The 14,381-nt window shown below is 40.3% G+C and carries 18 protein-coding genes; 15 read left to right on the top strand and 3 right to left on the bottom strand.

What is annotated here, in order from left to right; genetic code table 11:
• Positions 1-101: 101 nt before the first annotated feature.
• From ACHOLT_RS16060 to ACHOLT_RS16025, 8 genes are all read left to right on the top strand, one after another.
• Complete coding sequence (locus ACHOLT_RS16060; protein ID WP_425802609.1) at positions 102-785, top strand: flavin reductase; 684 nt, start codon at positions 102-104, stop codon at positions 783-785.
• Complete coding sequence (gene queG / locus ACHOLT_RS16055) at positions 760-1,884, top strand: tRNA epoxyqueuosine(34) reductase QueG (RefSeq protein ID WP_425802606.1); 1,125 nt, start codon at positions 760-762, stop codon at positions 1,882-1,884. Before ACHOLT_RS16060 ends, queG begins: the two co-directional genes overlap by 26 nt.
• On the top strand, positions 1,871-3,106 hold the full coding sequence (locus ACHOLT_RS16050) for a GGDEF domain-containing protein (protein WP_425802603.1): 1,236 nt from the start codon (positions 1,871-1,873) through the stop codon (positions 3,104-3,106). Before queG ends, ACHOLT_RS16050 begins: the two co-directional genes overlap by 14 nt.
• A gap of 20 nt (positions 3,107-3,126) precedes the next feature.
• Positions 3,127-3,342 (top strand): (2Fe-2S)-binding protein, encoded by a 216-nt coding sequence (locus tag ACHOLT_RS16045; protein WP_425808111.1) that lies wholly within the window; start codon positions 3,127-3,129, stop codon positions 3,340-3,342.
• A 162-nt stretch (positions 3,343-3,504) separates the two neighbouring features.
• On the top strand, positions 3,505-4,548 hold the full coding sequence (locus tag ACHOLT_RS16040; protein ID WP_425802600.1) for a methionine ABC transporter ATP-binding protein: 1,044 nt from the start codon (positions 3,505-3,507) through the stop codon (positions 4,546-4,548).
• On the top strand, positions 4,532-5,209 hold the full coding sequence (locus ACHOLT_RS16035; RefSeq protein WP_425802597.1) for a methionine ABC transporter permease: 678 nt from the start codon (positions 4,532-4,534) through the stop codon (positions 5,207-5,209). Before ACHOLT_RS16040 ends, ACHOLT_RS16035 begins: the two co-directional genes overlap by 17 nt.
• 18 nt (positions 5,210-5,227) lie before the next feature.
• Entirely contained in the window at positions 5,228-6,076 is an 849-nt protein-coding gene (locus ACHOLT_RS16030; RefSeq protein ID WP_425802594.1) for a MetQ/NlpA family ABC transporter substrate-binding protein, read from the top strand.
• Positions 6,077-6,171: 95 nt separating this feature from the next.
• A complete protein-coding gene (locus ACHOLT_RS16025; RefSeq protein WP_425802591.1) occupies positions 6,172-7,347 on the top strand; it encodes an amidohydrolase in 1,176 nt (391 codons plus the stop codon).
• Positions 7,348-7,414: 67 nt separating this feature from the next.
• Here the strand turns inward: ACHOLT_RS16025 and ACHOLT_RS16020 are convergent, their stop codons facing one another.
• On the bottom strand, positions 7,415-8,578 hold the full coding sequence (locus ACHOLT_RS16020) for an aminotransferase class I/II-fold pyridoxal phosphate-dependent enzyme (protein WP_425802588.1): 1,164 nt from the start codon (positions 8,576-8,578) through the stop codon (positions 7,415-7,417).
• Positions 8,575-9,069 (bottom strand): Lrp/AsnC family transcriptional regulator, encoded by a 495-nt coding sequence (locus tag ACHOLT_RS16015; protein WP_425802585.1) that lies wholly within the window; start codon positions 9,067-9,069, stop codon positions 8,575-8,577. The genes ACHOLT_RS16020 and ACHOLT_RS16015 overlap by 4 nt, the downstream gene beginning before the upstream one ends.
• A 208-nt stretch (positions 9,070-9,277) precedes the next feature.
• Here ACHOLT_RS16015 and ACHOLT_RS16010 point away from each other — a divergent pair, with 208 nt between their 5' ends.
• The 5 genes from ACHOLT_RS16010 to ACHOLT_RS15990 all read left to right on the top strand — a co-directional run bounded on the left by ACHOLT_RS16010 (position 9,278) and on the right by ACHOLT_RS15990 (position 12,998).
• Positions 9,278-9,493: an FmdB family zinc ribbon protein gene (locus ACHOLT_RS16010; protein WP_425802582.1), complete on the top strand. Its 216-nt coding sequence runs from the start codon at positions 9,278-9,280 to the stop codon at positions 9,491-9,493.
• 50 nt (positions 9,494-9,543) lie between these two features.
• Positions 9,544-10,005: a tRNA (cytidine(34)-2'-O)-methyltransferase gene (locus ACHOLT_RS16005; RefSeq protein ID WP_425808109.1), complete on the top strand. Its 462-nt coding sequence runs from the start codon at positions 9,544-9,546 to the stop codon at positions 10,003-10,005.
• A 63-nt stretch (positions 10,006-10,068) separates the two neighbouring features.
• Positions 10,069-11,097 (top strand): glycosyltransferase family 4 protein, encoded by a 1,029-nt coding sequence (locus tag ACHOLT_RS16000; RefSeq protein ID WP_425802579.1) that lies wholly within the window; start codon positions 10,069-10,071, stop codon positions 11,095-11,097.
• Between the two features lie 57 nt (positions 11,098-11,154).
• Positions 11,155-12,111, top strand: a complete 957-nt coding sequence (locus tag ACHOLT_RS15995) for a glycosyl hydrolase family 18 protein (RefSeq protein ID WP_425802576.1) — start codon at positions 11,155-11,157, stop codon at positions 12,109-12,111.
• 185 nt (positions 12,112-12,296) lie between these two features.
• Positions 12,297-12,998, top strand: a complete 702-nt coding sequence (locus ACHOLT_RS15990) for a metal-dependent hydrolase (RefSeq protein ID WP_425808107.1) — start codon at positions 12,297-12,299, stop codon at positions 12,996-12,998.
• A gap of 152 nt (positions 12,999-13,150) precedes the next feature.
• On the opposite strand, the gene ACHOLT_RS15985 is transcribed toward ACHOLT_RS15990, so the two are convergent.
• The gene (locus tag ACHOLT_RS15985) at positions 13,151-13,804 is read right to left on the bottom strand and encodes an HAD family hydrolase (RefSeq protein WP_425802574.1); all 654 of its coding nucleotides are present in this window, start codon (positions 13,802-13,804) and stop codon (positions 13,151-13,153) included.
• A 191-nt stretch (positions 13,805-13,995) separates the two neighbouring features.
• Between ACHOLT_RS15985 and ACHOLT_RS15980 the strand changes: the two genes are divergently transcribed.
• The gene (locus tag ACHOLT_RS15980; RefSeq protein ID WP_425802571.1) at positions 13,996-14,133 is read left to right on the top strand and encodes a cleavage protein; all 138 of its coding nucleotides are present in this window, start codon (positions 13,996-13,998) and stop codon (positions 14,131-14,133) included.
• On the top strand, positions 14,130-14,369 hold the full coding sequence (locus ACHOLT_RS15975) for a small, acid-soluble spore protein, alpha/beta type (protein WP_425802568.1): 240 nt from the start codon (positions 14,130-14,132) through the stop codon (positions 14,367-14,369). The genes ACHOLT_RS15980 and ACHOLT_RS15975 overlap by 4 nt, the downstream gene beginning before the upstream one ends.
• Positions 14,370-14,381: the final 12 nt, after the last annotated feature.

The raw sequence follows: 14,381 nt of genomic DNA, 5'->3' as shown, positions 1-14,381 counted from the left end.
AAATCATATTTAATTTAAATGTCTTTAAAAACCTCATATTTCAAGATTGACTTAAAGTGATATTAAATGGATAATTGTTTCAAGAGATGGAGGTGTAAATTATGGAGAAACAATGGCGCTGCACGGTTTGCGGCTACATACACACAGGAGAAAATCCCCCGGAGGTATGTCCCGTATGCGGTGTTGACGCAGCTTTATTTGAGCAGGTTATTAATTCAAGCGCACAAACTCAAAATCAGCCGCATAGAGGAGTAAAAACAGCAGAAAAACCCCAAATCATGGGTTTGAATATTTCTAACTTAAACGACTTGTCCCCTGAAGAACAAATCAAACAAGCTCTTTATCGAATTTCCTATGGACTTTATGTTATTACGGCTCAATTTAATGGGAAAGATAATGGACAGTGTGCAAACACCTGTTTTCAAATTACCTCGGATCCAGCTCAAATTGCTATTGGCATTAATAAGAGAAACTATACGCATGAACTGATTTCTCAAAGCGGTCATTTTGGTGTTTCAATTCTTGACCAACTCGGTCATGAGTTTGCTCGAAAATTTGGCTATCGTTCGGGTCGTGAAGTAAACAAATTTGAAGGGGTCTATACACATCGCGGGCAGACTGGAGTTTTGCTTCTGGATGACGTTAATTCGACGCTTGAAGCAAAGGTTGTTGGGCAGCTTGATGCGGCGGGGACACATACCTTGTTTCTCGGTGAGGTAGTTCATGCAGAACTTCTAAATGAAGTTGAACCGATGACCTATGCCTATTTCCGGGCGACAAAGTAATATTTCTCATGGAAGAAGGAAAAAGGTCATAGAATTACAGGAACAACTTTCATGGAAAACAAAGATCCGTGAATATGCTGAAAGCTTAGGTTTCGTAAAAATCAGATTTACGGAAGCCAGGTCACTTACGGATTTAGCTGATTATTTAGAGAAATGTGAAGGAGCGGGTTACTCCACTCCTTTTGTGGAAACCAGCATTGCCCTTCGTACGAATCCTAAGGCTGTCTGGCAACAGTGCCAAACGGTAGGGGTTTTGGCTTATTCATTACCTTTGACCTCTAAGCCTAAAAAGGGAGAAGGAGTTATTGCGCGCTCCGCAGTAGGGGAGGATTACCACCGTGTAGTGCAGTCGCGAATGGAAGAGCTTGCTCAAAAGATAGTCAAAGGAGGATGGTCTTCCGAGCCGCCCCGCTTTCAAGTGGATACGGGTTCGTTAAATGAACGCGGCTTTGCAATTCGCTCCGGTTTAGGATGGGCAGGACGAAATCAACAGCTTATCATTCCCGGGGTAGGCTCTTTCGCCGCCCTTGCCCTAATACTTTTTGATCAAGAACTTCCAACGGACAAGCCTCTTGTAAATCGATGCGGTACGTGTCAGAAGTGTATACAGGCTTGTCCGGCCCAGCTTTTAGGTGAAAAACCTTTTGCTGCAGACCAGTGTTTGTCTTACCTTACGCAAAGTAAAGAGAGTTTGACAGAGAAGCAAGGGAAAAGTATAGGTCATAGGCTTTTTGGTTGTGATTCCTGTCAGGAAGCTTGCCCGCATAATCAAATGCATTTGAGGCAAGAGGAAGAGTTAGAAGCGAAGTCAGACGAGAGGAGCGTTTATCAAGACAGAAATGGCTTAGAATCAGGGAGAATTTGTCGAGGCGTTGATTTAATGGAAATGTTAACCTTAACAAAACCCCGATTTAATGAACGTTTTCGTAATACCGCTGCAGGCTGGCGCGGAAAAGGAATTTTACAGAGAAATGCCTATCAGGTAATGGAAAATCTTCAAGATGAACGCAGAATTTCCTGGTTAAAAGAGAACAAAGATAATGAGACCTTGCCCCTTGTTCTTCGAAAGGAATTAATGAAGTTTTATGAAGACAGATAGCTTTTTGAAGTACAAAAGCTTAAGCGAACGGGATAATTTTGAAAGAAGCATTTTTTCAAACAATATTCACAGAGGGAGAATACTTGCAACCATATTGATTGGATTTGGGCTTATACTTACGGTAACTGATTTAAGCGCTTTAGTTACTAGAATAGATAACCGATTTCAATATAAGAACTATCTAATCATGTATTTAGGTATGATTTTTATCAATATTATCTTTTTAATGGCTACTCGGAAGCTTAAGAATCTTAAAAATATATCCATTAGAAGACTTAGGAAATTGGAGATAGGACTAATAATATATATAACATTTCTTATGTCATGGGGCAGTATCATTTCCTTGATGGATCAAAAACTATATGGACAATTGATGGTTTTCATGATAAATATGATAACTTGTTCAGTGCTATATCTTTTAGATAATCGAAAAATACTCATTCCATATATTGTTTCTGTTTTGATTTTAATTATTGGACTGCCATTTTTTCAGAATTCACAGGATATCCTCATTGGGCATTACATCAACCTTGTTGTATTTATTCTTATCTCCTGGCTTGCTTCGAGAATTGTATATTTAAACTTTTATAATGATTTTAAAAGCAAAACTTTATTAGAAGGGTCAAAAAATCTCCTGAAGAAAGAAATTGAACAAAATATCATTATCAATAATAAACTTACAGCGGCTAATCTTCAGCTAAAGAAATTAGCACTTGTTGATGAGCTGACAGGTTTACCCAACAGAAGAAGTTTTAGAAAATATATTGAGAGTGCATTTGAAAATATTTTTACGGAGAGTTCCATATTATCTTTTATGATGGTAGATATTGATTACTTTAAACAGTTTAATGATACCTACGGTCATAACGAAGGAGATAAAATTATAAAAGCTGTCGCCGATCAACTTAAATCGATAGTAGGTCAAACTATGGATTTTGCAGCTCGGTGGGGTGGAGAAGAATTTATTTACTTAGCTTTTGATATGGATGCGGAGAATATTAAAAAAGCCGCGGAATCACTTCGACGTAAAATATACGAACTTAAAATACCTCATGAATCTTCTAGAATTCACAACTATATTTCAGTGAGTATTGGCGTAAGCACGATAAAGGTAAAACGAGAAAGCGATGTTAGTCGAGGGATAGAACTCGCGGATAAGGCATTATATTTTGCTAAAGAAAGCGGACGTAATTGCGTAAGAATGTTAAACAATGAAAGGTGAAGGTTAGCAGATTGGATAGGATAGAACAGAACGTAAATTCGGATGTACTTGATAAGTTGACAAAAGTTTGTATTTGTAAAGGAATAACAAGAGCTGCAATAAAAACTGCGATAAAAAATGGAGCACAAACCGTAAAAGAAGTTCAAAAGGTTACAGGCGCAGGCGGAGGTGCTTGCAAAGGCAAACGGTGCACAGAGAAAATTCAAAAACTTTTAAGCGAATTTAAAATTGGTTAATTTTTATCTAAAAAGTCCCCCTTTCTTAAAAGAAGGCGGACTTTTTTGTTTGCTCAAATATTGACACTACGAAATTACGATGCTATTATAACCATAAGTTAAATCCGATAAAACATATCGAAAAAGTATGAATTTATATTCGATCTGTGAAAAGAGGTACATATGATACGGCTTCAAAATATTTCAAAATCATTTACAACAGAAGAATCGGTTATTCATGCAGTAAAGGGTGTAAATCTTGAGATCAATAAAGGAGAAGTTTTTGGAATAATTGGGTTTAGCGGTGCTGGTAAGTCAACACTTGTACGTTGCATAAATTTACTTGAGCGACCAACTGAGGGTTCTGTAACGATTGATGGAATGGAGATTACAACACTTTCTGAAAAAGAATTACGAACAGTTCGTAAGAAAATCGGGATGATTTTTCAACATTTTAATTTAATGAAATCACGTACAGTGTATCAAAACGTCGCTTATCCGTTAAAAGGGAGGGGATTAACCAAAACACAAATTCAAAATAAGGTGAAGTCTTTGTTGAAGTTGGTTAATCTATCCGATAAAGAAACCGCCTATCCTTCTCAGCTTAGCGGCGGTCAAAAACAGAGGGTAGCTATAGCAAGAGCTTTAGCCAATGAACCAAAGGTGTTGCTCTGTGACGAAGCAACCAGTGCACTTGATCCACAAACCACACTTTCGATTCTAAAGCTCTTAAAAGAGCTGAACGAAAAGCTGGGTCTAACTATTGTCATTATTACGCATGAAATGTCTGTGATAAAAGAAGTTTGCAACCGTGTTGCTGTCATGGATAAGGGTTCAGTCATAGAACAGGGCGATGTGTTTAGCGTATTCAGCTCTCCTAAAGAAGCAGTTACACAAGAATTTATTGATACGACTTCAACACTCTCTAAAATCTATGACCTCATCAAGGCAAACTCAGTCATCGTTAAATTAAAACCCGGAGAAAAAATAATAAAGCTTAAATACTTGGAAAAAAGCACGTCAGAACCCTTAGTTTCATTTATATCAAGGCAGTTTAATATTGATCTCAACATTATTTTTGGAAATATCGAAATTATTCAGGAAGCGCCTTTAGGTGGCTTGGTCGCGCTTGTAAGCGGAAAAGAAGATGATATAAAAGCAGCAATCCAGTATTTGCTGAACAAAAACGTTGAGGTGGAAGTGATTAACGATGGAATTTATCAGTAAATTATTTCCCAATGTAGTACATAAGGTACCAGAACTATTTGAGTCCTTTCAGCAAACCCTGTTTATGATGGGGGTATCTGGAACAATATCCTTTAGTATCGGTATGATTTTTGGAATTACGCTGATTGTCACGAAAAAGGGTGGAATTCTGGAAAATGCCGTTATTTACAATATACTCGACAAAATCATTAATTTGTTTCGTTCGATTCCCTTCGTTATTTTGCTAGCTGCCTTGATCCCTGTCACCCGGTTTGTTGTAGGAACGGCGATCGGAACAAAGGGAGCAATACTTCCTTTGGTTTTTGGAACAGTACCCTTTTTTTCACGACAGGTCGAGAGCGCCTTGGCTGAATTAGATTCAGGTTTAATTGAAGCAGCGCAGAGCATGGGAAACAACCCTGTTGAAATTATATTTCGCGTTTACCTAAAGGAAAGCATTCCTAGCATTGTCAGAGCGGTTACCATAACTTCCGTGAGCTTAGTTGGCTTGACAGCAATGGCAGGTGCGGTTGGCGGCGGGGGTTTAGGAGACTTCGCTATCCGTTATGGTCATCAGCGCAATCAAGTCGATGTTACTTTTGCGACCGTGATAATATTGCTAATCGTTGTAAATCTGATACAGGGATTAGGAAATTATATTATAAAAAAAGCATCACATTAAAATTAAGGGGGACAAAAAATGAAAAAGCTAAAATTCGTCGCATTAACCTTGGCCTTGGTAGTTGGTATTACGAGTATTGTCGGCTGCTCTAGTTCAAAAACTGGGAGCACGGCTGCAAATTCTTCATCTACATCGACCAAAACAGTTAAAATTGGGGTAGTTGGAGAAAACAATGAAACCTGGAATCCTGTAATTCAGAGCCTTGCGGCAGAAGGAGTTAAGATTGAGCTTGTAAAATTTGCAGACTATACGCTGCCTAATCAAGCTTTGCAAGATGGTGAAATTGACTTAAACGCTTTCCAGCACTACGCCTTTCTTAAAAAAGCCATACAAGACAAAAATTATCAGCTGACCGCGATCGGTGAAACGATCATTGCTCCTCTTGGTCTTTATTCTAAAAAGATAAAGAATGTGAATGAATTGAAAAATGGAGATCAGATCGCTATCCCAAATGATCCCTCAAACGGTGGACGTGCACTTAAATTACTTGAATCAGCAGGTTTGATCAAAATAAAGCCAGAAGTAGGCTATTTGCCGACAGTTAAAGATATTACTGAAAACAAGCTCAATTTAAAGTTTCATGAGGTTGAAGCAGCTCAGACAGCAGGTTTACTGCCTGACGTTGCGGCAGCGGTTATTAACGGTGGGCATGCGATTGATGCCCATCTAAATCCGCAGTCAGATGCTATTTTCCTTGAGTCAGTCAATAGCGGCAGCGATAATCCGTATATCAATGTCATTGTTGCTAGAACGGTAGATAAGGATAACGAAATATATAAAAAAATCGTTAAGGCTTATCGGACCCCAGCCGTTGCAGATGTCATTAAAACGACCTACAAGGGTGCCTATTTACCCACATGGAAATAAGATACTTCAAACAATTAGTATAGATTCTATAAAATAACGCAGGTAGTATATGATAAATGTGCTGCCTGCTTCTTTCAGAACATGAGGTGAGAAAAGTGGACATCAGGGATTATGTTGCCAAAGAAAAAGATTATATCGTTTCACTCAGGCGTTACTTTCATCAAAACCCCGAGGCGAGTTTGAAAGAATACAATACAGCTCTGAAAATTGAACAGGAGCTTGATAAAATCGGTGTATCCCATAAGAGAGTAGGAGAAACAGGAGTATTTGCGTCCATAAAAGGGAAGAAGGAGTCCGATAAAAAACTCGTTTTACGTGCGGATATAGATGCCCTGCCTATTAAAGACGAAAAAGATGAAAGTTATCATTCGACCCACGAAGGTTTCATGCATGCCTGCGGTCATGATGCACACACGGCAAGTTTGTTAGGAGCAGTGAAAGTACTCAAAGAGAAAGAGGACGAATTCGCCGGCGAAATTAATTTCTTCTTTCAACAGGCGGAAGAGATCGGCCAAGGAGCAAGAGTTTTTATAAAAGAAGGCTATCTTAAAGGCGTTAGCCGTGTATTTGGAATTCATGTTTCATCCGATTTAGATTATGGCACTGTTTCTGTAAGAAGTGGGGCAACCAATGCCTCCTGCGACTATTTTAAAATCGAGGTAAGCGGGCAAAGTGCCCATGTATCTACACCACAAAATGGCACAGATGCTCTTTATATCGCAAGCCAAATTGTTGTTAATCTGCAGGCGATTGTTGCAAGGCAGACTAATCCTGTTGATACTGTAGTAGTTGGTATCGGTACGCTTCATTCAGGAACAGCTTACAATGTCATATCGGGTAAGTCTGTAATTGAAGGTACAACCCGGTCATTCAGTCATGAGACCAGGCATAAAGTTAACAGCAGTGTTGTTGATATTGCTAAACAAATAGGAGAAGCATATGGGGCTAGAGTAGATGTTACCTTTAAAGACTACGCTTCTCCCTTAGTGAATGATGATAAAGTTTGTAATGAAGTAAAAGAAATTGCACGAAATATTTTAGGTGATCATGGCGTAATAACAAAAGAAAAATCTCTCGGAGCAGATGATTTTGCCGAGTATTTGCTGAAAGTTCCAGGTATGTATGCTTTTGTTGGAACAAGAAATGTGAATAGACCCAACACTGCATTACCCCATCATTGCGGGTTGTTTGATATTGATGAGGATGCTTTGCTTGTTGCCACAAATTTATATGTTGATTATGCTTTAAGCCACTTAATAGTTAACAATTAAATAGGTAGATATTTTCTTAAAATAAAAAGAGCCTGTTTTTCTTAAAAAGCAAGCTCTTTGTTTTTTTTTAATTTATCCTTTTTTGTACAAAATGTTCTATTCGTTTCAAGGCTTCTTGCAGTTTTTCTGTTGAATAAGCATAGGAGCAGCGAATATGGCCTTCACCCGACGGGCCAAAAGCCGTTCCAGGAACAACTGCAACCTTTTCTTCATGAAGAAGCTGTTCTGCGAACTCTTCTGAACTCAGGCCGGTAGCTTCAATACTCGGAAAGACATAAAATGCCCCCAGAGGTTCGAAACAGGAAAGCCCCATTTTGCGAAAACCATTCACCATGATCCGACGACGCCGATTGTAGGTCGTCACCATTTCAGCCTTAGCTTTTCCTGCAGAACGCAAGGCTTCCAATGCAGCAAATTGAGCCGTAATTGAGGCGCAAAGCATCGTATATTGATGAATTCGAGTCATGGCTTGAATAATATCATGATGTCCTGCAGCATATCCAATGCGCCAACCGGTCATTGCATAAGCTTTTGAGAAACCACTAATATGTAGCGTCCGGTCTCTCATGCCAGGCAGACTTGCAAAAGGAGTGTGCTTGCCTTCATAGGTTAGGTCAGAATAGATTTCGTCAGAGATAACAATAAGATCATGTTCTTCAACGAACCGAGCGATGGGCAAATAATCTTCACGTGTCATTATCGCACCGGTTGGATTATTGGGATACGATAAAATCAATAATTTTGAATTCGGGGTATAGGCCTTTTCAAGGTCGGGTAATCTTAAGCGGAATCCTTCTTCTGCGTGTGTCGGAATATACTTAACTTCTGCACCGGCTAACTGGGCACAGGGTGCATATGAAACATAAGCCGGATCAGGGATTAAGGCAACATCACCCGGTCCGAGCAGGGCACGCATTGCGAGGTCAACCGCTTCGCTCGCTCCGACAGTGATGAGAATCTCACTCTGTGGATCGTACTCAAAGCCCATCTCTTTAGCCATAAAATAGGAGAGCTCTTGACGCAATTCGATAAGACCCGAATTACTCGTATACATCGTTTGTCCTTGCTCGAGAGAAAAAATACCGCTTTCTCGAACGGTCCATGGAGTGACGAAGTCAGGTTCCCCTACACCGAGTGATATGACATTTTTCATCGTAGAGACTAAATCAAAGAATTTACGGATTCCTGAAGGGGGAAGATCTCTGGCTATGGGCGAAAGATAGTGCTTCATGGGGTAACCACGAGCCGTGCAAGGGCTTCTTCCTCTCCCATTAGTTCAACACCGTCTTGTTTATAATGGCGTAAAACAAAATGAGTCGCTGTGCTTTGAATGTGCTCAAGGGGAGCAAGCTTTTCCGCTACGAACAGGGCAACCTCCTGCATAGTTTTTCCCTCGATCATTAGAGTAAGATCAAATCCTCCGGACATAAGATATACGGCCTTAATTTCCGGGTATTTTTGCAAGCGTTTGGCAATTTTATCAAAACCAAACCCGCGTTGGGGAATTACTTTTACCTCAATGAGAGCAGATACATATTGCTCACCGGTACGTTCCCAATTAACTAGGGGGCGGTACACAATAACCCGGTCTTCAACCCACTGCTTGATTCTTTTTTCGATATACTCTTGAGATAACCCCGTTTGAACGGCCAATTCTTGCGGGGTAAGACGGCTATCCTCTGATATGAGACTAAGTAGATTATGATCTTCTGGCGAAAACATAAGGAGCTCCTCCCTTCAGCGAAGACTGAAAAATTAAAAAAATATTTTAGTACTATAATAGCACGGAGACTATTGTACTACAAGGTAAGATATAATCGCAGTATAAACTTTATCTTATCTTTATCTTTTATTATTTGGGCATCTTCATTGATTTAGGGTATAATAGAATAATAGGTAAAGAACAGTCGAAATAAGGTGGAGGTTGGAAATGCCAATCTATGAGTTTAAGTGCCCAAGTTGCGGGAAAATCTCTGCAAAACTATCTAAAATGGGTGAAACAGGTGAGAAACTGGTCTGCCCGGATTGTCAAGCTGTTGGGTTAGTACGGCAGATTTCTGGATTTGCCAGCCCGGGTTTAGCGGGTAAGGGAAGTTCGGGAGGTTGTCCGACACATTGCGGCGGCAATTGTTCGGGTTGCCGCTAATTCTTTTGCAAGAAAAGAAGAGGAGTAAAGAAAGGACTGCAGCAGAATTCATGTTGAATATTGTCATGGTTGAACCAGAGATTCCGCCGAACACAGGTAATGTTGCGCGCCTTTGTGCCGCTACAGGTGCCAGGCTTCATTTAGTTAAACCGCTTGGCTTTGAAATTACAGATAAGTACTTAAAACGGGCAGGATTGGATTACTGGGATTTACTTGATCTCCATATTTATGATAATTTTGCTGATTTTGAAGGAAAAAACCCAACAGGAAAACGCTATTTAGCGACGACAAAGGGGTCGCACGCTCATACCGAACTTCAATTTGAACAGGATTGTTATTTTTTATTCGGTAAAGAAACGAAGGGACTCGCTCCTGAGATTTTAGCTAAATATCCAGATACCCAGATTCGGCTGCCGATGATCTCTGACGCACGTTGTTTAAATCTGTCAAACTCCGTAGCAGTCGTCGCATATGAAGCTTTGCGCCAGTGGGGCTATCCCGGACTTGTTTAATGCTAACGGGAAACATGCTGGCTCAGGTTACAAGCTTAGATACGTAATATGGAGGCTTTATTCATGAGTTTTGTTTGGACGTTTATCATTGCTCTTTTGGTCGCTACGATTGCGACCCCAATATCCATGATTCTAGGTCATCGTTGGGGTGCTATAGCGATTCCGGGAGGACGGCATGTTCATAAAAGGCCTATTCCACGAATTGGAGGGTTGGCCATCTATTTCGGATTTTGGGTGGCTGTCATATTTACACAAAAATGGAATTCGAGTATTTTAGGATTATTTATAGGAAGTACGATCATTGTATTAGTGGGGCTATGGGATGATATTAAAGATATGCGGCCATTGACGAAGCTTTTTTGGCAAATTTTCGCGGCTTCACTTTTTGTTGTGTTTGGCGCCTCAATGGATCAGATCTCTTTGCCTCATTTTGGGGAGGTTCATCTTGGGTGGTTTGGAATCGTGTTTGCCGTGTTCTGGATTATTGGCTTGGTCAATACGGTCAATATCTCTGATGGACTTGATGGACTTGCGGCAGGGATCTGCTTTATGGCAGCTATTCTTTTGTTCTGGTCGGCCCTTCGAATTAATCAATTTCCTGCAGCGCATTTAACGATAGCTCTAGCCGGTGCCTGTTTAGCTTTTCTGTTCTTTAATTTTCACCCGGCAAAGGTTTTTATGGGTGACACAGGCAGTATGTTTTTAGGTTATATTATTGGCGGAATTTCGATCATGGGCTTGTTAAAAACGGCGACGATCTTAGGCTTGGTTTTCCCTCTTATTGTGTTAGGAATGCCTCTTACCGATCTTACCTTTGCAATTATTCGACGCAAACTTAAAGGCCATTCGATTGCCAGCGCCGATCGGGGACACCTTCATCATCGTTTGCTGGATGCCGGACTGAGTCAGCGACAGGCGGTACTGCTTCTTTATGCGATGAGTGCTTGCTTTGGCTTTGCCGCGGTTTTAGGAGCTATTGGTTCATGGATTTGGGCAGCAGTGTTGCTGATTGCTGATTTTGCATTATTGGTAACCATAATGATGCGGCGGACATCCTTGCTGACGGCAATGAGCCGCAAACATAGTAAATAAACTAAGGAACTTTCTCCCCGTTCTTGTGCATAAAATGCTTTGAAAGGGGGGAAATCTATGGCAATCGATCTCTTCGCGTTTTACAATGGATTAACAGAACAAGAAAGAGGTTATTCATATTTCCAGCGTTATGGGCATCTTTTAGATGAAATCGCATTTTTCCAGGTCCCGATTCAGTCCAATGGGGAGTTAGACGGACGTCCCAGCCGTAAGCTTATCAATGAAGCCCATCGTAAGGGTGTAAAAGCCTATATTACGATTACAAACTTAACCTCAGCGGGTCAATTTTCTACATCACTGATGACCCAGCTTGTACGAAATCCGGTTTTTGCTTCACGGGTCCTTCAAAATATACGGAACTTACTCAGCACCTATCGTTTAGATGGTGTCAATTTTGATCTTGAAAAGGCAGCAGCTCAGGATCGTAACCTTTATTCACAACTTATTTATAATTGGACAGTACAACTCAGGCAGGATAATTATCGGGTAACGCTGGATGCACCTGCAAAAACAGCAGATGATCCTACAGATGTTTGGAAGGGTGCCTTTGATTACCGGGTACTCGGACAGATTGTTGATGAAATTGTTTTAATGACCTATGAAGAACATTGGCCGGGAAGTCCACCCGGATCAGTTGCTTCCCTTCCTTGGGTCAATCAAGTCTTAGATTATGCGCTCGCGAATATTCCAGCCCAGAAAATAATTATGGGTGTTCCTCTCTACGGTTATGATTGGGTTCAGGGAAATGGGGCTAAGGTAATCAGTTATCGACGTGCTACGGAATTGGCGAGGAGAATGGGAGCTCCTTTACAATGGGATGCTCAGCAGCATAGTACGTTTTTCCGTTACACGAGTGAAGGAAAACAGCATACGGTCTATTTTGAAGATGTGCGCAGCCTCAAGGAAAAACTCGATTTAGCCATACGCCGAGGAATTAAGGGAGTGGCTCTTTGGGAAATGAACTTAAGTTATCCAGAATTATGGACTACGCTGCAAACGTATAAACAAGGCTAGTATAAAAAATAATAGAGAATAAACTCAGGCGTAACCCAATAAGATGCAAATGATTATTTTAAATGCTTCAGATGGAGTTCCTGCTAATTTAGAATAAAACTCCGTCGGAAGTTGTTTTCTTTTTATATTAGATCCCTTTATGATTGATCAACTGGGAATACATATTGTGTGGGAGGGAAGAAATGATGGACATTCGTTTTCATGGACACTCATGTTTTGAAATTCAAGGAAATGAAGGACGAATCATAATCGATCCGTTTTTGACAGGCAATCCCACAGCTGACATTCGTCCTGATGAAATTGATCATCTAAATGGAATTTTGGTATCACATGGTCATTCTGATCATCTAGGCGATGCAATCGAGCTTTCGAAAAGGACAGGAGCTCCGATTATTGGAGTTTATGAATTGACCAAGCTTTGTGAAAGAGCGGGTGCGAAAGCCCATGCAATGCATATTGGTGGGAAATTTGCCTTTAACTTTGGTCTTGTACGGCTCACTCAAGCTCTGCACGGATCTGTCTTTGAGCCTAATGGGAATAAAAATAATTTTGAATATGCAGGACCTGCCTGCGGTTTTCTACTTCAGATTGATGGAAAATGGCTTTATCATTCAGGAGATACAGGCCTCTTCGGTGATATGGAATTGATTGGACGAAGACATCCGCTGGAAGTCGCGATGCTTCCTATCGGTGATAATTTTGTCATGGGACAGGAAGAGGCGATCTATGCAACGAACCTCTTACGTCCCAAACTCGTAATTCCGATGCATTATAATACTTTTTCCATCATTAAACAGGATGTTTCAGAATTCAAAGCTTCGCTTGAACGTAAATCGGGAAGCCAAGGAGTTATTCTAAAGCCTGGAGAGTCGTTAACCCTTGAATAGAATTTGGATATGTTAAGGGAGTGTCGCTTGCTTTAATAAGCATCTGCGACACTCCCTTTGTCATGGAAGAAAAGTTTGTGTTCCGGAGAATGGCGGCATTTTTTCTTTCCCGTTTTTGATAATTGCAGCAACCTTATTTGCGTCACTTTGCCTTAGCTTAAAATTGCTCGTAAATTATCCACATATCTAACGATGTGGGTTGGGTTTTCGTTTTCAAGCTCCTGCCGCGAACCATATCCGTAGAGTACACCAATGGAGTCAATACCTATTTCATTGGCTCCAATAATATCATACTTTCTGTCCCCAATCATTACTGCCTTGGGGTGGGGGGAAAAACAGCTTGCATTTAGGACATAATCAATGACTTCACTTTTTCGGGTTCGGGTTCCGTCCAAATTGCTGCCCCCGGTAAAATGAAAGTACGAAGCTAAATTAAAATGATCTAGAATGCGTTGAGCGAAGGCCGTAGGTTTAGAAGTCGCCAGGACTAATGTTTTATCTAAAGAGGATAAATCCTTTAACAGTTCAGGAATAGCGGGGTAAACTTTATTTTCAAATATCCCTTTCGATGAAAAATATTCTCGGTACTTTTCAATAGCATGTAAGGCAACATTTTCTCTAAGTCCATAATATTCCATAAAGGAGTCCTTTAGAGGAGGTCCAATAAATTTCAAGAGCTGATCGGAATTGCTTTCACGGATACCTAAACTATTTAAGGCATAAAGAATTGAATTAAGAATGCCTTCTTTGGGATCAGTCAACGTACCGTCGAGATCAAAAAGGATAATATCATAATTTACAGCCATTTCTGCGGAAGTCACTCCTTCTTTTTATAAAACAATGTCATTAGAAATTTCGACTATTATTTTATTCTTAAGTCCTAGGAAAAATCAACTTAAATTATCTGATCGTTTAGACTATATAACTTCTTAACTTTGATTAGGAAGTATTTTTTTTGAGTATTTGGTAAAAATGGAACTAAAGGAGTTGAAGGAAAATGACACAAAAAATATGTACTTCAAACTGTATATTTCATGTTGATGGGCGTTGTCGGCTGGAGCATCGGCATGGTGAAAGAACTCCTATTTGTCCTCATTATGTTGGACATGTCATGAGCAGAGGCGGGATACAATGATGAAGGGTGATCAAATGTCTATGGAGCAATTAAACACGGCGGAAAAAGAGGCCGATAAAAAAAAGAAACCAAAGGCAAGAAGGACCGATCCAATGCAAGCTTTGAAAATGGAGATTGCAGCAGAACTTGGCTTGCTTGAACAGGTCCGAGTTAAGGGGTGGCATTCTCTAAGTTCGAAAGAAGCAGGGAAAATCGGGGGAATTATGAATCAGCGCAAGAAAAAAGGAGAGCCATAAAGCTAAATATAT

Origin of the sequence: Desulfitobacterium nosdiversum, from assembly GCF_049860565.1 — a bacterium.
Lineage (GTDB): Bacteria > Bacillota > Desulfitobacteriia > Desulfitobacteriales > Desulfitobacteriaceae > Desulfitobacterium_A > Desulfitobacterium_A nosdiversum.
This window is presented reverse-complemented; position numbering and strand designations above follow the sequence as displayed.